This is a genomic window from Kitasatospora sp. NPDC038210, from assembly GCF_055600605.1.
In genome coordinates this window covers 103,442-123,797 of record NZ_JBVJYK010000002.1, presented here as the reverse complement: position 1 = coordinate 123,797, position 20,356 = coordinate 103,442, and the positions used below count along the sequence as shown (strand labels likewise).

At 74.3% G+C, this 20,356-nt stretch carries 21 protein-coding genes; 8 read left to right on the top strand and 13 right to left on the bottom strand.

The features are described 5' to 3' along the window. Positions 1 to 24 precede the first annotated feature (24 nt). Positions 25 to 564 (bottom strand): PadR family transcriptional regulator, encoded by a 540-nt coding sequence (locus tag ACZ7KX_RS04105; protein ID WP_470325193.1) that lies wholly within the window; start codon positions 562 to 564, stop codon positions 25 to 27. 240 nt (positions 565 to 804) lie between these two features. Then, entirely contained in the window at positions 805 to 2,847 is a 2,043-nt protein-coding gene (locus ACZ7KX_RS04100) for an oxidoreductase (RefSeq protein ID WP_470325192.1), read from the bottom strand. A gap of 217 nt (positions 2,848 to 3,064) precedes the next feature. On the opposite strand from ACZ7KX_RS04100, the gene ACZ7KX_RS04095 reads away from it, so the two are divergent. After that, the gene (locus ACZ7KX_RS04095) at positions 3,065 to 4,315 is read left to right on the top strand and encodes an FAD binding domain-containing protein (RefSeq protein WP_470325191.1); all 1,251 of its coding nucleotides are present in this window, start codon (positions 3,065 to 3,067) and stop codon (positions 4,313 to 4,315) included. A gap of 57 nt (positions 4,316 to 4,372) precedes the next feature. On the opposite strand, the gene ACZ7KX_RS04090 is transcribed toward ACZ7KX_RS04095, so the two are convergent. Further along, positions 4,373 to 4,948 (bottom strand): TerD family protein, encoded by a 576-nt coding sequence (locus ACZ7KX_RS04090; protein WP_350519172.1) that lies wholly within the window; start codon positions 4,946 to 4,948, stop codon positions 4,373 to 4,375. A gap of 154 nt (positions 4,949 to 5,102) precedes the next feature. Continuing rightward, positions 5,103 to 5,405: a hypothetical protein gene (locus ACZ7KX_RS04085; RefSeq protein WP_470325190.1), complete on the bottom strand. Its 303-nt coding sequence runs from the start codon at positions 5,403 to 5,405 to the stop codon at positions 5,103 to 5,105. Positions 5,406 to 5,589: 184 nt separating this feature from the next. On the opposite strand from ACZ7KX_RS04085, the gene ACZ7KX_RS04080 reads away from it, so the two are divergent. From ACZ7KX_RS04080 to ACZ7KX_RS04070, 3 genes are read left to right on the top strand one after another with little or no spacing between them, the layout of a single operon-like run. Then, complete coding sequence (locus ACZ7KX_RS04080; protein ID WP_470325189.1) at positions 5,590 to 5,883, top strand: hypothetical protein; 294 nt, start codon at positions 5,590 to 5,592, stop codon at positions 5,881 to 5,883. A 58-nt stretch (positions 5,884 to 5,941) separates the two neighbouring features. After that, positions 5,942 to 6,379, top strand: a complete 438-nt coding sequence (locus ACZ7KX_RS04075; RefSeq protein ID WP_470325188.1) for a MarR family winged helix-turn-helix transcriptional regulator — start codon at positions 5,942 to 5,944, stop codon at positions 6,377 to 6,379. After that, positions 6,376 to 6,882 (top strand): hypothetical protein, encoded by a 507-nt coding sequence (locus ACZ7KX_RS04070; protein WP_470325187.1) that lies wholly within the window; start codon positions 6,376 to 6,378, stop codon positions 6,880 to 6,882. Before ACZ7KX_RS04075 ends, ACZ7KX_RS04070 begins: the two co-directional genes overlap by 4 nt. Here ACZ7KX_RS04070 and ACZ7KX_RS04065 read toward each other — a convergent pair. Together ACZ7KX_RS04065 and ACZ7KX_RS04060 are read right to left on the bottom strand one after the other, a co-directional pair. Then, positions 6,870 to 8,426: a glycerol-3-phosphate dehydrogenase/oxidase gene (locus ACZ7KX_RS04065; RefSeq protein WP_470325186.1), complete on the bottom strand. Its 1,557-nt coding sequence runs from the start codon at positions 8,424 to 8,426 to the stop codon at positions 6,870 to 6,872. The genes ACZ7KX_RS04070 and ACZ7KX_RS04065 overlap by 13 nt on opposite strands. Then, a complete protein-coding gene (locus ACZ7KX_RS04060; protein WP_470325185.1) occupies positions 8,423 to 9,097 on the bottom strand; it encodes a TetR/AcrR family transcriptional regulator in 675 nt (224 codons plus the stop codon). The genes ACZ7KX_RS04065 and ACZ7KX_RS04060 overlap by 4 nt, the downstream gene beginning before the upstream one ends. Positions 9,098 to 9,171: 74 nt before the next feature. Between ACZ7KX_RS04060 and ACZ7KX_RS04055 the strand changes: the two genes are divergently transcribed. Both ACZ7KX_RS04055 and ACZ7KX_RS04050 read left to right on the top strand, forming a co-directional pair. After that, entirely contained in the window at positions 9,172 to 10,740 is a 1,569-nt protein-coding gene (locus tag ACZ7KX_RS04055; RefSeq protein WP_470325184.1) for an FAD-binding oxidoreductase, read from the top strand. Between the two features lie 14 nt (positions 10,741 to 10,754). Continuing rightward, entirely contained in the window at positions 10,755 to 11,681 is a 927-nt protein-coding gene (locus ACZ7KX_RS04050) for a diacylglycerol kinase (protein ID WP_470325183.1), read from the top strand. Between the two features lie 66 nt (positions 11,682 to 11,747). Here ACZ7KX_RS04050 and ACZ7KX_RS04045 read toward each other — a convergent pair whose 3' ends face one another. The 3 genes from ACZ7KX_RS04045 to ACZ7KX_RS04035 all read right to left on the bottom strand — a co-directional run bounded on the left by ACZ7KX_RS04045 (position 11,748) and on the right by ACZ7KX_RS04035 (position 14,190). Beyond that, positions 11,748 to 12,668, bottom strand: a complete 921-nt coding sequence (locus tag ACZ7KX_RS04045; RefSeq protein WP_470325182.1) for a DUF6891 domain-containing protein — start codon at positions 12,666 to 12,668, stop codon at positions 11,748 to 11,750. 294 nt (positions 12,669 to 12,962) lie between these two features. Next, on the bottom strand, positions 12,963 to 13,475 hold the full coding sequence (locus ACZ7KX_RS04040) for a hypothetical protein (protein WP_470325181.1): 513 nt from the start codon (positions 13,473 to 13,475) through the stop codon (positions 12,963 to 12,965). A gap of 52 nt (positions 13,476 to 13,527) precedes the next feature. Beyond that, complete coding sequence (locus ACZ7KX_RS04035) at positions 13,528 to 14,190, bottom strand: GNAT family N-acetyltransferase (protein ID WP_470325180.1); 663 nt, start codon at positions 14,188 to 14,190, stop codon at positions 13,528 to 13,530. Between the two features lie 194 nt (positions 14,191 to 14,384). Here ACZ7KX_RS04035 and ACZ7KX_RS04030 point away from each other — a divergent pair, with 194 nt between their 5' ends. Next, on the top strand, positions 14,385 to 14,879 hold the full coding sequence (locus ACZ7KX_RS04030; protein ID WP_470325179.1) for a hypothetical protein: 495 nt from the start codon (positions 14,385 to 14,387) through the stop codon (positions 14,877 to 14,879). On the opposite strand, the gene ACZ7KX_RS04025 is transcribed toward ACZ7KX_RS04030, so the two are convergent. Continuing rightward, positions 14,858 to 15,613 (bottom strand): helix-turn-helix domain-containing protein, encoded by a 756-nt coding sequence (locus ACZ7KX_RS04025; protein WP_470325178.1) that lies wholly within the window; start codon positions 15,611 to 15,613, stop codon positions 14,858 to 14,860. The two genes, ACZ7KX_RS04030 and ACZ7KX_RS04025, sit on opposite strands and share 22 nt — an antisense overlap. 85 nt (positions 15,614 to 15,698) lie before the next feature. On the opposite strand from ACZ7KX_RS04025, the gene ACZ7KX_RS04020 reads away from it, so the two are divergent. Continuing rightward, positions 15,699 to 16,640, top strand: a complete 942-nt coding sequence (locus ACZ7KX_RS04020; protein WP_470325177.1) for an LLM class flavin-dependent oxidoreductase — start codon at positions 15,699 to 15,701, stop codon at positions 16,638 to 16,640. On the opposite strand, the gene ACZ7KX_RS04015 is transcribed toward ACZ7KX_RS04020, so the two are convergent. The 3 genes from ACZ7KX_RS04015 to ACZ7KX_RS04005 all read right to left on the bottom strand — a co-directional run bounded on the left by ACZ7KX_RS04015 (position 16,618) and on the right by ACZ7KX_RS04005 (position 20,185). After that, entirely contained in the window at positions 16,618 to 17,976 is a 1,359-nt protein-coding gene (locus tag ACZ7KX_RS04015) for a DUF2252 domain-containing protein (protein ID WP_470325176.1), read from the bottom strand. The two genes, ACZ7KX_RS04020 and ACZ7KX_RS04015, sit on opposite strands and share 23 nt — an antisense overlap. A gap of 155 nt (positions 17,977 to 18,131) precedes the next feature. Continuing rightward, positions 18,132 to 19,715 carry a multicopper oxidase family protein gene (locus ACZ7KX_RS04010; RefSeq protein WP_470325175.1) on the bottom strand — a complete coding sequence of 528 codons (1,584 nt, stop codon included), beginning with the start codon at positions 19,713 to 19,715 and terminating at the stop codon, positions 18,132 to 18,134. Continuing rightward, positions 19,712 to 20,185, bottom strand: coding sequence for a hypothetical protein (locus tag ACZ7KX_RS04005; protein ID WP_470325174.1), 474 nt, complete (start codon positions 20,183 to 20,185; stop codon positions 19,712 to 19,714). Before ACZ7KX_RS04005 ends, ACZ7KX_RS04010 begins: the two co-directional genes overlap by 4 nt. Positions 20,186 to 20,356: the final 171 nt, after the last annotated feature.

The window sequence follows — 20,356 nt, the reverse complement described above, 5'->3', positions numbered from 1 at the left end:
TCCGGGACCGGCGCGGGCGAGGCTTCAGGCGTGGTTCGGGGAGAGGGATTCGAGGGTCTCGGCGAGCCATTCCACCCAGAAGGTCTCCAGCCCGATCCCGGCACGCAAGACCGCGTGCTGGAGCCGGTTCTCGCCGTCCTCCTTCTCGGCCGGGAAGTCGCGCCGTTCGATCTCCAGGTAGTCGGCCAACTGCGCGCGGTGAAGCGCCAGGTGGCGTTCCAGCTCGGCCGCCAGACCGTCCGTGCCGACCACCGCCGCGGCCCGGAGACGCAGCAGCAGCGGCTCCCGGACGGCGCGCGGCGGGGCGCCCTCGGCCGTCCAGCGGGCCAGCTCGGCACGGCCCTCCGGCAGGACCTCGTACTCCTTCTTCTGCCCGCGCACCGGCCCGTCCGGCTGGAGGGCCCGGATGTGACCGGAGGCCTCCAGCCGGCCCAGCTCGCGGTAGATCTGCTGATGGGTGGCGGGCCAGAAGAAGCCGATCGACTTGTCGAACCGCCTGGTCAGCTCCAGCCCCGAGGACGGCTTCTCCAGCAGGGCGGTGAGGATGGCGTGCGGCAGCGACATGCCGACGATCCTAGAGGCGCGTGAGCAGGTCGGATGGCCAGGCCATGAGCGAACCTCATGGGGCGAGGCCATGAGCAGGTCTCATGGAGCCAGGCCATGAGCGGACCTCATGGGGCGGAGTCATGGGCGGGTCTCATGACCCACCCGTCATGAGAAGGTCTCATGGCCACTCCCATGAGCAGACCGCAAGGCCGCGCACATGAGCAGGTCTCATGCGCGCGACCGCGTGGGTACAGCCCCTCAGAGCGAGGCGGCCAGCTCGGTGCCCTGCTTGATGGCCCGCTTGGCGTCCAGCTCGGCGGCGACGTCGGCGCCGCCGATCAGGTGCACCGCCAGCCCGCGTTCGCGCAGCGCCTCGTACAGATCGCGGCGCGGCTCCTGCCCGGTGCAGAGCACCACGGTGTCGACGGGCAGCAGCTGGCGCTCGCCGTCCACGGTGATGTGCAGGCCGGCGTCGTCGATCAGGTCGTACGTCACGCCGGGGACCATCACGACGCCGCGGTGCTTGAGCTCGGTGCGGTGGATCCAGCCGGTGGTCTTGCCGAGCCCGGCGCCGACCTTGGTGGTCTTGCGCTGCAGCAGGTGGACGCTGCGCGGGGGCTTGGGACGCTCGGGGGCGCGCAGGCCGCCGCGCTCGCGGTACTCCGCGTCGATGCCCCACTTGGCCTGGAACACCGGCGGGTTGAGGCTGGCCTGGTCGCCCTGGTCGGTGAGGAACTCGGCCACGTCGAAGCCGATGCCGCCCGCACCGAGGATGGCGACCCGCTCGCCGACGGGCGCACCGTCGCGCAGCACGTCGAGGTAGCCGACGACGCTGGGGTGGTCGATCCCGGGGATGTCGGCGGGGGTCCGCGGGGTGACGCCGGTGGCGATGACGAGTTCGTCGTAGCCTTCCTCGGCCAGTTGCCCGGCGGTGGCGGTGGTCCCGAGGCGCAGCGTGACGTCCAACTCGGCGAGGCGGGTGCGGTAGTAGCGCAGGGTCTCCTCGAACTCCTCCTTGCCGGGGATGCGCCGGGCCACGTCGAGCTGTCCGCCGACCGCCTCGGCGGCGTCGTAGAGCGTGACGTCGTGGCCGCGCTCGGCGGCGGAGACGGCGAAGGCGAGGCCGGCCGGGCCGGCGCCGACGACGCCGACGCGCTTGCGCAGCCTGGTCGGCGCGAGGACGAGTTCGGTCTCGTGGCAGGCGCGCGGGTTGACCAGGCAGGAGGTGATCTGGAGGTTGAAGGTGTGGTCCAGGCAGGCCTGGTTGCAGCCTATGCAGGTGTTGATGGCGTCGGCGCGGTCGTCGCGCGCCTTGGCGACGAAGTCGGCGTCGGCGAGCAGCGGGCGGGCCATCGAGACCAGGTCCGCGTTGCCCTCGGCGAGCAGGCGCTCGGCGATCTCGGGGGTGTTGATGCGGTTGGTGGTGACCAGCGGGATGCCGACCTTGCCCATGACCTTCTTCGTCACCCAGGCGAAGGCGCCGCGCGGCACCGAGGTGGCGATGGTCGGGATGCGGGCCTCGTGCCAGCCGATGCCGGTGTTGATGATGCTCGCCCCGGCGGCCTCGACGGACTGGGCGAGCTTCACGACCTCGTCCAGGGTGGAGCCGCCCGGCACCAGGTCGAGCATGGAGAGGCGGTAGACGATGATGAAGTCCTCGCCGACCCGCTCGCGGACCCGGCGGACGATCTCCACCGGGAAGCGCATCCGCCGCTCGTAGGAGCCGCCCCACTCGTCCTCGCGGTGGTTGGTCGCGGCGACGATGAACTCGTTGATCAGGTAGCCCTCGGAGCCCATGATCTCGACGCCGTCGTACCCGGCGCGGCGGGCGAGTTCGGCGCAGCGGGCGAAGTCCTCGACGGTCTGCTCGACCTGCTCGGCGGTGAGTTCGTTGGGGACGAAGGGGCTGATCGGGGCCTGGAGCGCGCTGGGGGCGACCAGGTCGCGGTGGTAGGCGTAGCGGCCGAAGTGCAGGATCTGCAGGGCGATCTTCCCGCCGGCGGCGTGCACCGCGTCGGTGACCTCGCGGTGCTTGTCGGCCTCCTCCTCGGTGGTCAGCATCGCGCCGCCCTCCCAGGGGCGTCCGGCCTCGTTGGGGGCGATGCCACCGGTGACGATGAGGCCGACACCGCCGCGGGCGCGTTCGGCGTAGAAGGCGGCCATCCGCTGGTAGCCGTCGGGGGCTTCTTCGAGGCCTACGTGCATCGAGCCCATGATCACGCGGTTGGGCAGGGTGGTGAAGCCGAGGTCGAGCGGGCTGAGCAGGTGCGGGTAGCGGCTGCTGCCGGGGGTGGCGCTCATCGACGTCTCCTGGGGCGCGGGCTGGGTGTCGTGGTTACCGCAGGGTAGGGGACAGGTCGAGCACTATGCAACTAGTTGCATAAAGACCTGGCGGCGCCCCGTACCCGAAGCGGCCGAACGCCGGGCGGACGGTGGGGCGCCCGCGTATCGTCGTGTCCCGGACGTCGTGGAGGTCGCGGACGTCCCGGACGTCGCAGGCTCGGGAGAGGGGGCAGCCGTGCGCGGTGGCTCGGTGGCCGTGGTCGGGGGCAGCATCGCCGGGAGCGCGTTCGCCGGGGCGGCCGCCCGGCTGGGCGCGGAACGGGTCGTGGTGCTGGAGCGCAGCCCGGGCCGACTGGAGGACCGCGGTGTGGGCATCTGCACCCACAACGACCGCTTCGACGAGCTGGTCCGCGCCGGGCACCTCACCGCGGACACCCGCCGCCACCGCCTCACCGTCCGCCGCTGGACCACCCGCGGACCGGCCGGCGAGGGCGACGGCCCGCACGGGCGCGGCCGGGTGCTCTGGGACCAGCCGTTCCCCTTCCACTCCCACCACTGGGCCGTCCTGTGGCAGGCCCTGCGCGAGCGGACGCCCGAACGGGTCGAGTACCGGCTGGGCACCACCGTCACCGCGGTCGGCGGCGACGAGCAGGCCGCCTGGACCGAGGACGCCGACGGCGGCCGCCAGTCCCACGACCTGGTGATCGGCGCGGACGGCTACCGCTCGGTGGTCCGCGAGGCCGTCTGCCCGCAGGCCGCGCCCGAGTACGCCGGGTACGTGTGCTGGCGCGGCAGCTACGACAGCGCGCTGCTGGACGAGCTGCCCGGCGGGGCGGCGGTCTGGCCGGAGGAGCAGTGCATCACCGTCTGCTACCGCGACGGGCAGGTCGTGATCTACCGCATCCCCGGACTGGAGCCCGGCCGCACCCAGGTCAACTGGGTCTTCTACGCGCCGACCCCGGACTGGCTGCGCCTGGACGGCCCGACCAGCATCCCGGCCGGCGCGCTCACCGACGGGCGGCTGGACGAGCTGCGACAGCTCGCCGAGCGGCACCTGCCGCCGTACTGGGCCGGGCTGGTCACCCTCACCCCGCCCGAGCGGACCTTCCTGCAGCCCGTCTACGACCTGGCGGCCCCGCGCCGCACGGCCGGACGGTTGCTGATCGGCGGGGACGCGGCCACGGTGGTCCGGCCGCACAACACCAGCGGCGCGGTGAAGGCCCTGCAGGACGCGCACGCCTTCGAGCAGGCCGGCCGGGCCGCCGGCTCCTGGTCCTCCGTGCTGGCCGCGTACGACCGCGAACGGAGCGCGGCCGGGCGGGAGTTGGTGGACCTGGGCCGGACGCTCGGCCGGGCACAGGTCACCGCGGCGCCGGACTGGTCGACGATGGACGAGCCCGCGATGACCGCGTGGTGGCAGCACCAACTCACCGGGAGCGGCGGCTTCGGCGGCCACGCACTCGGGCGGACCGAGCCTTCCGCGTGACCGCCGAGACCGCCGACTCCGTCGAAGCCGCCGGAACCGCCGACTCCGCTGCGAGAATCAGACGTTGACGCCGTAATCGGTCGCGATGCCGCGCAGACCGGAGGCGTAACCCTGGCCGATGGCGCGGAACTTCCACTCGGCGCCGTTGCGGTACAGCTCACCGAAGACCATCGCGGTCTCGGTGGAGGCGTCCTCGGTCAGGTCGTAGCGTGCGACCTCCTGGCCGTTGGCCTGGTTGACGATCCGGATGAACGCGTTGCGGACCTGGCCGAAGTTCTGCAGCCGGGCGTCGGCGTCGTAGATCGACACCGGGAAGACCACCTTGGCCACGTCGGCCGGCACCCGGTCCAGGTCGACCTTGATCTGCTCGTCGTCGCCGTCGCCGCCACCGGTCAGGTTGTCACCACTGTGCTCGACCGAACCCTCGGGGCTGCGAAGGTTGTTGAAGAACACGAAGTGCTGGTCCGAGATCACCTTGCCGAGCGCGTTGCACAACAGCGCACTGGCGTCCAGGTCGTAGTCGGCCCCGGTGGTGGTGCGAACGTCCCAGCCGAGGCCCACGATCACGGCGCTCAGACCGGGCGCCTCCTTGCTCAGCGAGACGTTGCCGCCCTTGGCCAGCGAAACTCCCACAATGCCCTCCTCGATCTCTCCCTGCGGACGAATCTACAACACTGTAGAGATCACGAGAATCCGTCTGAAGGCGGGCTCCACCCCGGGAATTCCTCAGGGGTCGTTCCAGGGCTCCGACGGGAACCGATCGCCCCCGCCCGAGAGTCCGTCGGCGTCACACCGGCCCGTCGATCGAGATCCGCAGGGCGCCGCCCTCGGCCCGGGCGCGACGGCCCCCGTCCGGCAGCACCCGCAGGAGCACGCGCTCGTCCTCCGGCAGCCGCGCGAGGTCCACCTGCTCGGCCTCCCGGACCAGCGCGGCCGGCGCCGAATCCTTGATCCGGACGGTGTCGTCGATGTCCGGCTCGTACCGGGCCGGGGTCGGCAGGCTCCGCGCGCCCAGGCGTCGCAGGACGGCGCGCACCGCGCCGCCGTCCGCGTCACGTTCCAGCGACCCGGCGCCCGCACCCCTCCGCACCCCGATCACCGTACCGCCGGCCACGCCGGACGGACCTGGCCACGCCGGGCCGGGCCGAGCCGGGGGCGGCCGGGGCGCCCGGGTGGTGCCGCCGACCTAGACTGACGGTGGACCGCCGGTTCCGGGTTCCGGGCCCCCGGGCCCCACCCCGGCCCCGGCTGCGGCGCCCCCGCGGGAGGTACCCATGCGCCAGCGGTACAGCTTCCACGTCGACCAGGGCGGGCACTCCGTCACCGTCAACGTCCGCTCCGGCTGGATCACCGAGACCGAGCTGCTGGTGGACGGCAAGGAGTGCGCCTTCCACCGCGTCCACGGGCACGGCAGCTACCCGATGACCCTCTCCTCCCAGCTCGCCGATGAACCTCCCCGGCCGCTCGCGGTCACCCTGGACCGCACCGGCAAGGCCGAGCACCCGCTCTCCTGCGTCCTGGCGCTCGCCGGCGCCGAGCTCCCGATGCCGGAGCGCACGGCCCGCTGAAGCCCCTCGCGGGGACCGGCTTGCCCACGGATACTACGAAACCGTATTGTCCGAATACGTGACACCCGAGAACGCAGCCGCCCCCGACCGGTCCGCCCTGCTGGCGCTCCAGCGCACGACGCACGCCACGCTGCAGCTGATCGCCGCCGAGCTGGTCGCCCTCGACCTGACCGCCTCCGAGATCAACGCGCTGGCCAACCTCGCCGACGGACGCGGCCGGACGGTCTCCGAACTCGGCGCCGCCGTCGGCACCCGGCCGACCACGCTGACCGGCATCCTGGACCGACTGGAGCGCCGCGGCCACATCACCCGCGGCGCCCGCGCCGGGGACCGCCGCTCGGTACTGATCGAACTCACCGCCACCGGGCGGCTCATCGCCGACACCATCCGGCGGACCATGACCGACCTCGAACGCCGAGCACTCGGTGACCTCTCCCCCGCCCAACTGGACGGCTTCCACGCCGTGCTGCAGGCCCTGACGAAGGCTCCCGCATGACGCCCCCCATCCCCGCCCCCGGAACGGACGACGCGAACAGCAAGACCGGCACGACCGGCGGGACCGACACGACCGGTACGAACGGCATGAACAGCACGACCGGAACGACCGACCCGTTCGGCGCGTTGCTGCGCGAGGCGATGACCGGCGCCGAGCGCTTCGGCCACCGCCAGCACGTCCGGCTCACCTGGCTCGCCGTACGCCGGCACGGCGCCACCACCGCCCTCGACCTGATCGCCGACGGCATCCGGCGCACCGCCACCAACGCGGGGGCCCCGCAGAAGTTCCACGTCACCATGACCCGGGCCTGGATCGAGCTGGTGGCCCACCACGCCGATGACGCGCCGGACTTCGAGGAGTTCGCCGCCCGCCACCCGGAGCTGCTCGACAAGGAGCTGCTCGCCCGCCACTACCGGCCCGGGACGCTCGCGGGCACGCAGGCCCGGACCACCTGGGTGGAACCGGACCTGGCGCCCATCCCGCGGGCCGATCAGCGCCCCTGACACTCCGCCAGGATCTCCTCGACCGCCTTGCGCGCCCGCTCGGCGTCCTGGGCGACCAGCCCGATCCGGGTGCGGCGGTCGAGCACGTCGGCGACGTCCAGCGCGCCCTCGTGGGTGACCGCGTACGCGATCTCGGCGCGCGTCACGTCCAGGCCCTCGGCCACCGGCGCCGACTCGCCCGCGGCCAGCACCTCGTGGGCGGCACCGCCGTGGCGGGCCAGCAGCGAGGCGGGCGCCCCCCTCGCGGGCAACGGCCGGCTGTCCCGGTGCCCGGGGGCGCCGACCAGCGGCAACCGGGTGGTCCAGCAGGTGCGGGCGGGCAGGCCGCGCAGCCGGACGGCGGCGTCCACCGCGTCCTCGGCCATCCGGCGGTAGGTGGTGAGCTTGCCGCCGACCACGGTGACCAACCCGGACGGGGACTCCAGCACCGCGTGCTCGCGCGAGATGTCGGCGGTGCTGCCGCCTCCGGTGTCGATCAGCGGGCGCAGCCCGGCGTACGCGCCGCGCACGTCCGCCCTGGTCAGAGCGGTGGCGAGGGCGGCGTTGACGGTGTCGAGGAGGAAGGTCAGCTCGGCCTCGGTGGGCTGCGGCTCGTCCGGGACCGGGCCCGGGGCGTCCTCGTCGGTCAGGCCGATCGCGACCCTGCCGAGCTGCTGCGGCAGCGCGAAGACGAAGCGGCTGGTCGACCCGGGCACCGGCACGGTCAGCGCCGCGGTCGGGTTCCCCAGCGCCGCCGCGTCCACCAGGACGTGGGTGCCGCGGCTGGGACGCAGCGTGATCGAGGTGTCCACCTCGCCCGCCCAGACGCCGGTGGCGTTGACGACCGCGCCCGCCCGGACGTCCAGCGCCTGCCCGGTCAGCGTGTCGACCAGCCGGGCGGAGGAGCCGGTCACCGCCTCGGCCCGCGCCCTGGTCAGCACGGTCGCGCCGTACTGCGCGGCGGTGCGCGCCAGGGCGACCACCAGCCGGGCGTCGTCGACGAGTTGGCCGTCGTGTGCGACGAGCGCGCCGCGCAGGCCGGCGGTGCGGACGCCCGGCACCAGCTGCCGGGTGCGGGCGGCGTCGATCCGGCGCACCCGGGGCAGCAGCGTGCCCGGGGTGCCGGCGCTGACCCGCAGCGCATCGCCGGCGTGGAAGCCGGCGCGGATCAGCGCGCCCTGCCCGGGGCGCAGCAGGTCCGGGAGCAGCGGCACCAGTTGGGGCAGTGCGCGGATCAGGTGCGGGGCGGTGCTGGTCATCAGCACGCCGCGCTCGACCGCGCTCTCCCGGGCCACCTTGATCCGGCCGGAGGCGAGGTAGCGCAGTCCGCCGTGCACCAGCTTGGAGCTCCAGCGGCTGGTGCCGAAGGCCAGGTCGCGGGACTCGACCAGCACGGTGCGCAGGCCGCGCGCGGCGGCGTCCAGGGCCACCCCCGCGCCGGTGACACCGCCGCCGATCACCAGCAGGTCGATGTGCGGGTCGTCGCCGAGCGCCTCGAACTCCAGCTGGCGGCGTACGGCGTTGAGTCGGCTCGTCCCCGCGAAGGGGCCGGCGGGCGTCGTCATGGTGCGAGGTATCCGTTCAACGCTCTGGCCAGTTCGCGCCGCCAGGCCGCCTCGGGGAGCAGGGCGGCGACCATGCGGTGCGACTGGACGGTGGACTGGGCGATCAGCAGGACCATGGCGGCCAGTTCGAGCGGCTCCCCGGCCCGGATCGAGCCGTGCGCCTGGCCCTGCTCGATGCCGTTGCGCAGCGCTTCCAGCAGTCCTCGCTGGCTGGCACCGAGCCGCTCGACGACGTATTCGAGCAGGAGGTCGGAGTCGTCGGAGCGGAGCAGCGCGCCGAGCACCCGGTGGTCGCGCAGCCGGACGGAGACCTCGACGACCCGGTCCACGAAGGTCTCCCGGTCCGCCACGTCCAGCGTGGTGTCCTGCAGGGTGGCCAGGATCTCCCGGGTGAGCAGCGCGCCGATCACCGCCCGGACGTCCGGCCAGCGCCGGTAGACCGTCGGCCGGCTGACCCCGGCGCGGCGCGCGATCTCGGCCAGTTGCGTGCGGCGCATGCCGAGGTGGACCAGCAGGTCGGCGGCGGCGTCCAGGATCGCGTCGTCGGTGCTGCGGGGCTGCCCGGCCTCCGCACGGCGCGACGGCACGGCCTCCGTGCTGCCGGGCTGCGTGGTTTCCGCGCTGCGGGGCCGCGCGCCTGGGGTCGCCGACTCGGCGTTACTACTTGACATGATGTGTGAAACTGTAACGCATGGCACCTGAGACGCAAGCGGAACCGGCGGGCGCCGCGCTTCCGCTCCCCCCGATGAAGTGGAACGCCTGGGGCGACCCGGCCCTGGCCAAGGAGCTGTCGGCCGACATCAAGGGGCTGCTCGCCGCCGCCCTCGGCGTCACCGGCGACGCCGACCCCGGGCCGGGCGCCGACGAGGTCGTGCTCCACCCGTCCCGGATCTCCGCCGACGACCTCAAGGCGCTCGCCGCCGCCGTCGGCGACGACCACGTCAGCGCCGCCGACGCCGACCGCCTGCCGCGCGCCGGCGGCAAGTCCACCCCCGACCTGCTGCGCCGCCGCAGCCGCGAGCCGCAGGACGCGCCCGACGCCGTCGTGCTGCCCGGCAGCGAGCAGGAGGTCGCCGCCGTCCTCGCGGTGTGCGCCGAACGCCGCATCGCCGTCGTCCCGTTCGGCGGCGGCACCAGCGTCGTCGGCGGCCTCGACCCCGAACGCGGTGGCCTCCAGGCCGTCGTCTCCCTCGACCTGCGCCGCTTCGACCGGCTGCTCGACCTGGACGAGACCTCCGGCGAGGCCGTCCTCGGCGCCGGCCTCACCGGCCCCGCCGCCGAGGCCCTGCTCGCCGAGCGCGGCTGGGAACTCGGCCACTACCCGCAGAGCTTCCGCTACGCCACCATCGGCGGCTTCGCGGCCACCCGCTCCTCCGGCCAGGACTCCGCCGGGTACGGGCGCTTCGACGACATGGTGCGCGGCCTGCGGGTGGTCACCCCCGCCGGGCAGCTCGACCTCGGCCGCGCCCCCGCCTCCGCCGCCGGCCCCGACCTGCGCCAGATCTTCCTCGGCTCCGAGGGCACCCTCGGCGTGATCACCGTCGTGCGGCTGCGCGTCCACCCCCTGCCCGCCGTCAAGGCGTACGAGGCGTGGAGCTTCCCCGACTTCGCCACCGGGACGGCGGCGCTGCGCGCCGTCGAGCAGCAGGGCACGGGCCCGACCGTGATCCGCCTCTCCGACGAGGCCGAGACGATGGTCAACCTCGCCACGACCGAGCAGATCGGCGGCGCCCCGGCGGTCACCGGCTGCCTGGCGATCACCGTCTTCGAGGGCGACGCCGAGCAGGTCGCCGCCCGGCACCACGCCACCCGCGAGACGCTGCTCGCCGCCGGCGCCACCTCGCTCGGCGAGACCGCGGCCCGGGGCTGGGAGCACGGCCGGTTCAACGCGCCCTACCTGCGCGACTCGCTGCTCAGCGCCGGCGCGCTGTGCGAGACGCTGGAGACGGCCGCCGAGTGGAGCCGGCTGCCCGCCCTGCGGGCCGCCGTCACCGAGGCGCTGACCGGCGCGCTGCCCGGTGCGCTCGTGCTCTGCCACATCTCGCACGTCTACCCGACCGGCGCCTCGCTCTACTTCACCGTCGTCGCCGCCCTCGGCGAGGACCCGCTCACCCGCTGGGGTGCCGCCAAGCGCGCCGCCGGGGACGCCATCGTCGGCGCGGGCGGCACCATCACCCACCACCACGCCGTGGGTGTCGACCACCGGCCCTGGATGACCGACGAGGTCGGCGACCTGGGCGTCCGCATCCTGCGCGCCGTCAAGGCCGAGCTCGACCCGGCGGGCATCCTCAACCCCGGCAAGCTGATCCCATGAGCGGGCCTCATGGGATGAGCGGACCTCATGGGGAGACCGGTCCGAGAACCGTCCGCCGGGTTGCCGTCCTCAGCAACCCGGCGGCGGGCGCCGGCCACGCCGGCCCCGCCGCGGAGCGGGCCGTCGCCCGCCTGCGCTCCCTCGGCATCGACGTCGAACCGCACACCGGGAGCTCCGCCGAGGACGCCCTCCGCCTCGCCCGCGAGGCGGCGGCCGGCGGCGCGGACGCGGTCGCCGTGGTCGGCGGCGACGGCATGATCAACCTCGCCCTCCAGGCCCTCGCCGGCACCGCCGTCCCGCTCGGCGTCATCCCGGCCGGCACCGGCAACGACCACGCCCGCGCGTACGGCCTGCCGCTCGGCGCCCCCGAGGCCGCCGCCGACGTCATCGCCGCCGGCCGGGTCCGGACCGTCGACCTCGGCCGGATCACCGGGCCGGACGGCTCCGTCCGCCGGTTCGGCTCCATCCTCGCCACCGGCTTCGACTCGCTGGTCAGCGACCGCACCAACCGGCTGCGCTGGCCGCGCGGACGGATGCGCTACAACCTCGCCATCCTCATCGAGTTCGCCAACCTGCGCCCCCTCCCGTTCCGGATCACCCTCGCCGACGGCACCGTCATCGAACGCGACCTCACCCTCGCCGCCGTCGGCAACACCCGCAGCTACGGCGGCGGCATGCTCATGTGCCCGGACGCCCTCCCGGACGACGGCCTGTTCGACGTCACCCTCGTCGACGCCATGCCCCGCCTGCGCATCGCCCGTTTCTTCCCCACTCTCTTCAAGGGCACCCACACCACCCGCCCGGAAGTCACCACCCTGCGCACCCGGTCCCTGCGCATCGACTCCCCGGGCATCACCGCCTACGCCGACGGCGAGTTCATCGCGCAGCTGCCGGTCGAGGTCACGCTGGAGAAGAACGCCCTGCACCTGCTGGTGCCGTGACGCACCGGTGCCGCGGCCCGACCGGCAGTGTCGGTCGGGCCGCGGCACCGGCCGCGTCCGGCCCGCTCAGCCGCCCAGGCGGCGGCGCCAGAGCAGGGGGCGGACCTCGATCGCGTGCGACGGGTCACCGTTCCAGACCGTGGGCAGGCCGGCCGCGGCGAGGGCGGCGACCACCTCGTGGCCGACGGCGGTGGTGGCCGACGGGGAGCCGTCGAAACCGCCGTAGAGCAGGGACAGGCCGTGGCCGGAGGCGGCGGACTCGGTGCACTGGGAGTGGAAGTAGACGAAGCCGCGGGCGTCCGGGTCACCGGCCGCACCGATCTCGGCCTCTCCGCAGGACCGGCAGCAGGTGAAGTTCTCCCGCGCGGTGATGCCGATCTCCTCCAACGCCGCGAAGGCGCGGGTGAGGCGATCCGGGTCGCCCTCGCCGATCCAGCCGGTCTGCTCGCCGACCCGCTCCAGCCAGAGCCGGTCGGCGAGTTGCTCCGCCTGGGCGCGCGAGAGCGGACGGCGGTCACCCGACACCAGGTACTCCTCCGCCTCCTCGGCCAGCCCGGCCCGGTCGGTGTAGCCGCAGGCGAGGGTCAGCCGCAGCCGGTCCTCCAGCTCCTGCCGCTCGCCCGCGCCCAGCTCCAGCGGCGGCACGGGCTCCGGCGCCGGGCCCATGTCCAGCGGCTTCCAGTCCAGCGCGTCGCCCCAGCCCGACTCGCCGCGCGCCCAGGCCGTCATCGCCTCGGCCACCGGCTCGGGCCCGGCGAGCCGCACCTCGAAGTGCCGCCCGGCGGAGCCGTCGCGGTGCTCCAGCGTGTAGTCCTCGCCGTCGGCGTGCCACACCTGGATGTACACGTCCGGCAGGTCCGGTATGCGCTCCACGACGAGGAAGCGGTCGTCCTCCGCGCCGATGCGCCGGACCAGCCCCGCCAACTCGTCCGCACCCGGCCGGGAGCGTCGCTTCCCGTCGTTCGTCTGCACCGTGATCGCCAGCATGGGGTCACCCTGCCACACCCCACTGACAACCACGCCGCCCGATCCCGCAGCTCAGCCCCGGTACGGGCGCAGCCGGCCGGCCGGGTACGGCGGCGGCCTCGACCGGGGCCCGGTCCGCGGACGGCACCGGTTCGCCCACGGGCGCCTCGACCAGCCACAGCCCTGACCGGCCGCCACCTCGAAGGGCCGCTGTCCGTCCGGGCTCCCCTCGGCCGGCTCCGGGGAGGAGCACCGCCGCGGGAGCACCTCCCGAGCCGGCTGCGCCCCCGGCGGCGGACGTCGAACCGTCCGCCGCTAGGAGCCCCGAACGGTGCCGACGCTGCCGGTGAGCGTGGGCTCGCCGGTGTCGGGGGCGACGGTGAAGACCCGTGAGCCGGTGTCCGTGGTGACGGTGATCCGGTCGGGCGCGGTCCAGGCGGCCGACTCGAACGCCCCCTCACCCGGGAACTGCTCGCGCACGGCGAGGAGGTGCCAGCTGCGGGCCCACCAACCGGTGCCGGTCTCCAAGCGGATCTGCCGACTCCGGGACTCCGCCTCCGCTCCCGGAAGGCCGTGGTGGATCACGACCAGCACGTGGTCCGCGCGCCCCGGCGAACCCAGCCGGGTCTGCTCGGAGGGCTCCTGGCCCATCGTCCGGAGAACGAGGACGTCCGGCGCGCAGATCAGCCCGAGGCTCCCGACCGCCGCCGTCGCCCGTCCGACGAAGTCCCACCGCCGACGCACCCGGACCGCAGCCACGAGCAGCGCCGCGGCCGCGCCGAGCGGCAGGACCTGCCGGCCAGGACGCCGCCGACCCTCGCTCGGCACCTCATCGATCCCCCGCCGCTCCGGACGGCCCCCACCGCCCGTTCCCGTCACCCTAGGCGGAGCGGTCCTCCCTGCTCAGCCGGAAGACGACGTTGCGGCGCAGCGGCCCGTCCGGAGCGGCGGGGTCGTCGAAGTCCTCGGCCGGGTCGTGGGTCATGCCGAGGCGGCGCATCACCGACTGGGAGCGGTGGTTGGCGGCCGTGGTGATGGCCAGGACCTCGGGGAGGCCGAGGGTGTCGAAGGCGTGGCCGAGGACGGCGCGGGCCGCCTCCGTGGCGTAGCCGTGTCCCCAGGCGGAGCGGGCCAGCCGCCAGCCGATCTCGACGCCGTCCACCGGGTCCGTCTCCTCGATGTCGTCCAGGCCCGCGAAGCCGACGAACTCGCCGCTCTCCCGCACCTCGACGGCCAGCCAGCCGTATCCCCGCCGCTCGATCGCGGCCTCGAAGCGTGCCACCGAGGCGTCGCTCTGCTCACGGGTGAGCGGGCCGCCCAGGTGCTCGCGGACCTCAGGGTCGGCGTTCATCGCGGCCCACGGGGCGAGATCGGACTCCCGCCAGCGACGGATCAGCAGGCGTTCGGTGCGCAGACCGTCCGGCGGCCCGTCCAGCGGTTGGGCCGGCGGCGTGGTCTGTGGCTCCTCCTGCGGATGGGCCGGCGGTTGGGCCGACGGTCGGTTCAGCGGTCGGTTCAGCGGTCGGTTCAGCGGCTCGTTCATGCGGCCAACCCAACGGCAACCCCGGCCGCTCGGGCAAGCGGATAAGGCCCCCGTGGCGGGCCCGACGTTTCCCGGCACGGCCTCCCGGGCGCCCGCTCCCCGGCCCGGCCATTCCCGGGCGGGAATTGTCCGGTGGCGGGACCGCTCCGAGGATGGGTCCACCGACACCGAGCGACCCCACCGAGGAGTCCGTCATGACCACCGGCACCCCCACCACCGGTACCCCCACCACCAGCACGCCCACCACCAGCACCCCCACCACCGGCACGCCCACCACCAGCGCCCAGCAACTCGCCGACCGCTACGCCGCGTTGTGGACCGAGTCCGACGCGGCCGCCCGGCGCGGGGCGATCGAGCGGCTGTGGGCCGAGGACGGCACGCACCTGCTGCACCCGCCCGTCGAGGCCCGGGAGGCGGCCGCGCGGGTCGGTTTCGCCGAGCCCGTGCTCGAAGCGCGCGGCTACGAGGAGTTGGAGTTCCGCGTCGCCCGCGCCCACGAGGAGTTCGTGGCGCCCGGCGAGTTCACCTTCCGTGCCCGGCCGGACGCCGTGCGGCTGCGGGACGTCGTCCGCTTCACCTGGGAGATGGTGCCCGTGGGCGGCGGCGAACCGGTCGGCAGCGGAACGGAGTTCGTCGTCCTGGACGCCGACGGCCGGATCACCGCCGACTACCAGTTCCCGGGGGTCTGAGCAGCGGCCGCCCGCAACGCCTCGGCGGTCGCCGCGTCGGCCGGCAGGAAGGCCTCCAGTTTCAGTTCGGCGAGGGTGACGTCCACGGCGGTGGCGAAGGTGGTGACCGTCGTCATCAGGTGCAGCTCGCCGAGGGAGGTGCGCAGCTCCAGCGGGACGGCGAAGCCCAGGTGCTGCTCCCCCACCTCCACGTCGGACACGTACGAGCTCAGCTCCTCGTGCAGGTCGGAGAGGTGCCGGGTGCGCTCGACGATGTGGCGGGCCCAGGCGGCGAAGTTGAGGATGCGCGGGGCGAGGCCGTCCGGGTGCAGGGCGAGCCGGTAGGCGTTGGTGCCGGGGCCGACGAGCCGCGGGTCCGCGCCCTCGGTGATCACGTCCAGGGCGGCGTTGGCGGCGACCACGTCGCCCCGGTGGTTCACCACCACCGCCGGGTACGGGAGGTGGCCGGCCAGGATGTGGCCGATCGCCTCCCGCACCGGGGCCAGGGCCGGCCCGTCCAGTGGCGTCTCGGGGTAGGCGGGCGCGTAACCGGCCGCCAGCAGCAGCTCGTTGCGTTCCCGTAGGGGCAGGTCCAGTGACTCGGCGAGCCGCACGACCATGCCCCGGCCCGGCGCGGAGCGGCCGGACTCGATGAAGCTGAGGTGCCGCTGGGTCGTGCCCGCCCGGGTGGCGAGGTCGAGTTGGCTCAGGCGGCGGCTGGTACGGCGCTCACGCAGCGCTCGGGAGAAGTCCACGCCACCAGCCAACCCCGGGCGGGCGCGGTCCGCCATTCCCCCGGGGGAATTGAGCCCGTTCGCCCGCGCCGCCACCATCGACGTCATGGACAACATCGGCGTCTTCCTCCCCACCGGCCAGGACCAGTGGGCCGCGCACGACCCCCGCGACCTGATCGGATTCGCCCGCCGCAGCGAGGAGTTGGGCTTCTCCTCGCTGTTCGTCAACGACTCCCTGCTGAGCCCGCGGATCGAGCCGCTCACCATGCTGGCGGCGATCGCCCCGGTGACTGAGCGGATCCGGCTCGGCACCGGTGCCCTGCTGCCGGTGCTGCGCCGCCCGGTGCTGGCCGCGCAGACCCTGGCCTCGGTGGACCAGCTCTCCGGCGGCCGGCTGACGGTCACGGTCGGAGCCGGCTTCCCAGGGCGTTTCGGCCGTCCGCTGCACGAGCTCTCCCAGGTGCCGTGGGAGCGCCGTTTCGCCCGGCTGGACGAGACGGTCGCCCTGTGGCGGGCACTCTGGGCCGGGGCGAAGGAGTTCCACGGCGAGTTCCACTCCTTCGCCGAACTCCCGCCCGCGACGCGGCCGTTCCACGAGCAGGGCCCGCCGGTCTGGCTCGGCGGCGGGACCCCGGCTGCGCTGGCCCGCATCGGGCGCCACTACGACGGCTGGCTGCCCTACCCGCCGGACCCGGCCGACTACGCCACCGGGCTCGACGCCGTCCGGTCGGCGGCCCGTGGGGCCGGACGCTCACCGGAGGCCATCGCCCCCGCTCTGTTCGTCAACGTCCGGATCGACCGCAGCGCGGAGGACGCCCGCCGGGTCATGGACGCCTACACGCGCGCCAACTACGGCCTGCCGCTGGCCGGGACGGAGCAGATCCAGGCCTTCGCCGTCGGCACCCCGGACGTGGTCGCCGCCAAGCTCGCCCGGTACACCTCCGCCGGCGCCCGGCACCTGGTGGCCCGCCTCGGGGCACTCGAACTGTCGGACCAGCGGGAGCAGTTGGAGCGGCTGGCCGCTCTCACACTCCCGTCGTCGCCTTGATCCGCCCGTCCTCGATCGCGGTGGTCAGCTCCCGGTGGTCCTCCTGCGTCCGGTCCGCGTACCGCACCGCGAACTCGGCCACCGCGTCCGCGAAGGTGTCCGCGCGGCCGAGGTAGCCGGCGATGGCGAGGCGGTCGCCGGTGCGGGCGTGGGCGCGGGCGAGGGTGCGGCCGCAGAGGTCGGCGTAGGCGCGCAGGCCGGAGGGCCGCATCTCGGCCACCTCCACCGATCCCTTCATGTCGCGCAGTTGGCGGCCGTAGAAGTGCCGCCCGGCGGGACCGGTGGTCCAGCCGAGGAAGATGTCGCTGGACGCCTGCATCAGGTGCTGGCCGGTGACCACCCGGCGGCCGCCGTGGTGGGCGGCGACCTCGGCGTCCACCCGGGCGGGCGGCAGGTGGTCCTCCAGGACCGACCGGCCGGCCTCCTTGATCTGCAGGAACAGCGGGTCGCGGCCGTCCCGGCCCTCCAGCAGGACGATGAAGCAGCGGGTGCCGACGCTGCCGACGCCGACCACCTTGGTGGCCGCGTCCACGAAGCGGTAGCGGTCCAGCAGCACCCGGCGGTCCTCGGCGAGGGTGGCCCGGTAGTCGCTGTACACCTTCCCGACGCCCTGCAGTTCGTTCTCCTTCAGCGGCTCGATCAGGGGCGGCGCACTGATGATCCGCCGCTGCCCGTCCCGTTCCTCGGTGAGCTTTCCGAAGGCCTGCAGGCTGGTGCGGCGCCGGGCGTGGGCGAGCCCGGCCTCGAAGCGCTTGCGCTGTCCGTGCTTGCGGAGCAGCGGCACTAGGTCGGCGGTGTCCACCCGGGCGTACCAGACGTCGAGTTCGCCCATGCCCGCCAGCCGGTGCATCGCGGCCGCGTAGCCCGTGACGGCGATGCGGGCGCCGAGACGCACGCGCTCCTCGTCCAGCCCGATGGAGCGGGCGGCGACGGCGATGCTGGCCGCGAGGCGTTTGACGTCCCACTCGAAGGGGCCCGGGTAGGTCTCGTCGAAGTCGTTCACGTCGAAGAGCAGGGCGCGTTCCGGCGAGGCGTACACGCCGAAGTTCAGCAGGTGGGCGTCGCCGCACAGCTGGACGGTGAGGCCGGTGTCGGGCACGGCGGCGAGGTCGGCGGCCATCACGGCGGCAGCGCCGCGCAGGAAGGCGAACGCGCTGTCGGCCATCCGCCCGTAGCGGATCGGCAGCAGCCGGGTGACCCTGTCGGCGGCCTGCCGTTCCAGCACGCCGAGCGGGTCGGGCCGGTCGGCGGCGGCGATCCACCGGCCGTGCTCGGAGCGGGAGACGCGTTCGCGGGCGGCCCGGCCGCGGCGGCGGCGTTCGTCGGGGGTGGTCATGCGGCGGCTCCGTCCGTCGGCGGGTCCTCCCCGCGGTGCCGGAAGGACGCGGGTGCCCTCTCCGCGACGCTAGGACACGACTGCCGGAGGGCGCAGCGCACGCCCTCCGGCAGTCGGCCGTCCGGGTGAGACCGCTGGTTCGCCCGGGGGGCGGCTCACTGCACCGTGAAGTCCGCCATCATCGCCATGTCCTCGTGCTCCAGGTTGTGGCAGTGCAGCATGTACGCCCCCGCGTAGTCGGTGAAGCGCACCAGCACCTCCACCGCCTCCGCCGGACGCAGGTCCACGGTGTCCTTCCAGCCCGCGTCGTACGGGCCGGGGTCCGCGCCGTTGCGGCCGATCACCTGGAAGTGGTCGAGGTGGACGTGCACCGGGTGGTGCAGGTCGGTCGAGAAGCGCCAGCGCTCGACGGCCCCGAGGGCGGGCGTGGCGATGTTCTGGCCGGGCTGGTAGGGCTCGCCGTTGATGGTCCATCCGTCGCCGCGGCTGCGGCGGAAGGTGAAGTCGCGGGTGGTGACGGCGGCGGAGGGGTCCAGGGCCTCGACGGTGGCGAGCCTGTCGGGCACCGTCGCGTCGTCGTTCACCTGCTTGGCGGACACGTCGAACCGCATCACCTCGGCCGTCCGGCCGCTGCCGAACCGGTTGACCAGGCGCACCCGGGTGCCGGGCGCGTAGCGGGAGAAGTCGACCACGACGTCGAAGCGTTCGGCGGGGGCGATCTCGATGCCGTCGTGGGCCACCGGGGCGGCGAGCAGGCCGCCGTCGGACCCGATCTGGACCAGGGCGTCGCCGCCGGAGGGCTGCGGGTCGAGTTCGAGCCGGTAGGGGCGGGCGTTGGAGGCGTTGAGCAGGCGCAGCCGGTAGCGGACGCGGTCGACGTCCAGCCGCGGCCAGGGCGCGCCGTTCACCAGGATGACGTCGCCGAGCACGCCGTTGGCGTAGGCGGCGGTGACGCCCGGCTCACCGAGCGAGGGGTCGACGGAGGGGTACCGGAAGGACCCGTCGGCGGCGAAGGACCGGTCTGCGATCATCAGCGGCAGGTCGCGCTCGCCGCGGGGCAGCGGCAGGGCGCCCTCCTCGTCGTCCTGGACGAGGTGGAAGCCGGCCAGGCCGCGCCAGACGCCGGGGCCGGTGAAGCCCATCCGGTGGTCGTGGTACCAGAGGGTGGCGGCGCGCTGCTTGCCCGGATAGGTGTAGGTGCGCTCGCCGACGACGCTGCGGCCCGCCGCGTGGCGCATCCCCGGCATGCCCTGCATCCCGGGCATCCCGCCGCCCTGGGCGGCGTCGGCGGACGACCCGACCGGCAGCAGCAGGTCCACCGGGTAGCCGTCGCTGTCCGCCGGGGTGTGGCCGCCGTGCAGGTGGGTGACGGACGGGGCCGGCAGCTCGTTGCGGTGCTTGACCGCCGCCGCCCGCCCGGAGCGGGTGACCAGGGTCGGTCCGGGGAAGCTGCCCCCGTACGTCCAGGCCTCGGTCCGCACACCGGGGACGATCTCCAGCTTGGCGACCTGCTGGGTGATCTCGAAGTAGTCGGTGGTTCCGTCGGTGCGCACCGGCTTCAGCACGGGCGGCACCGGCAGCGGGACCCGGAACGCCTCGGGCAGGTCGAGTTCGCTGGCCAGCAGCCGCCCGGGGCGGCCCGCGGTGAAGAGCAGGGCGGCCGAGGGGACGGCGACGGCGGCCAGCGCGCCGGCGCCGAGGACGGAGGCGCCGATGCCGAGGAACCGGCGACGGTTCACTTGGACACCTCCACCGGCCCGCCGGGGCGCGGCAGTCGTCCGCTGCCGTCCACGCCCGGCGCGGGCAGTCCGACCCGGGCCGGCAGCGGCAGCCGCCAGGCGCCGACGAGGCCGAACAGGATGCCGCTGACCAGCAGCACGCCGAGGGTGACGTGCACCCCGAGGGCCCGGGCGTAGCCGGCGGTGATCTGGCCGATGACCGCGACGGTGAGCAGGAGCGTGGTCCACAGCGGCCAGAGCGGGCCCCGGCCGGGCCACCGCACCGCGACGGCGACCGCCAGCTGGAGCACCACCACGGTGGCCAGCATCATCGCGTTGCCCTCGTGGTCCTTCAGGGAGTCGTACGTGCCGTTGAGGAAGCTGCCGGCCAGCATGACCTGGAGCAGGGCCAGCAGGGCCAGCGTGGTGGCGGTGGTACGCAACAGGATCAGCGGCCAGCGGGACGCGGGCGTGGCAGGGGGACTGCTCATGTCGGGCTACTCTCTGCTTCGGCGGTCGGGCGGGGCGGGCGAGAGCGTAGCTGATCCGACATCACGATCAGCTCCAATAAAGCCATTTGGGCCACCCTGTTACCCCATTGCGCCTGCTCGGCGTGTGTTTGTCACCCGGACGAGCGATGCCCTTGAGCGGTCCTCAAGGGC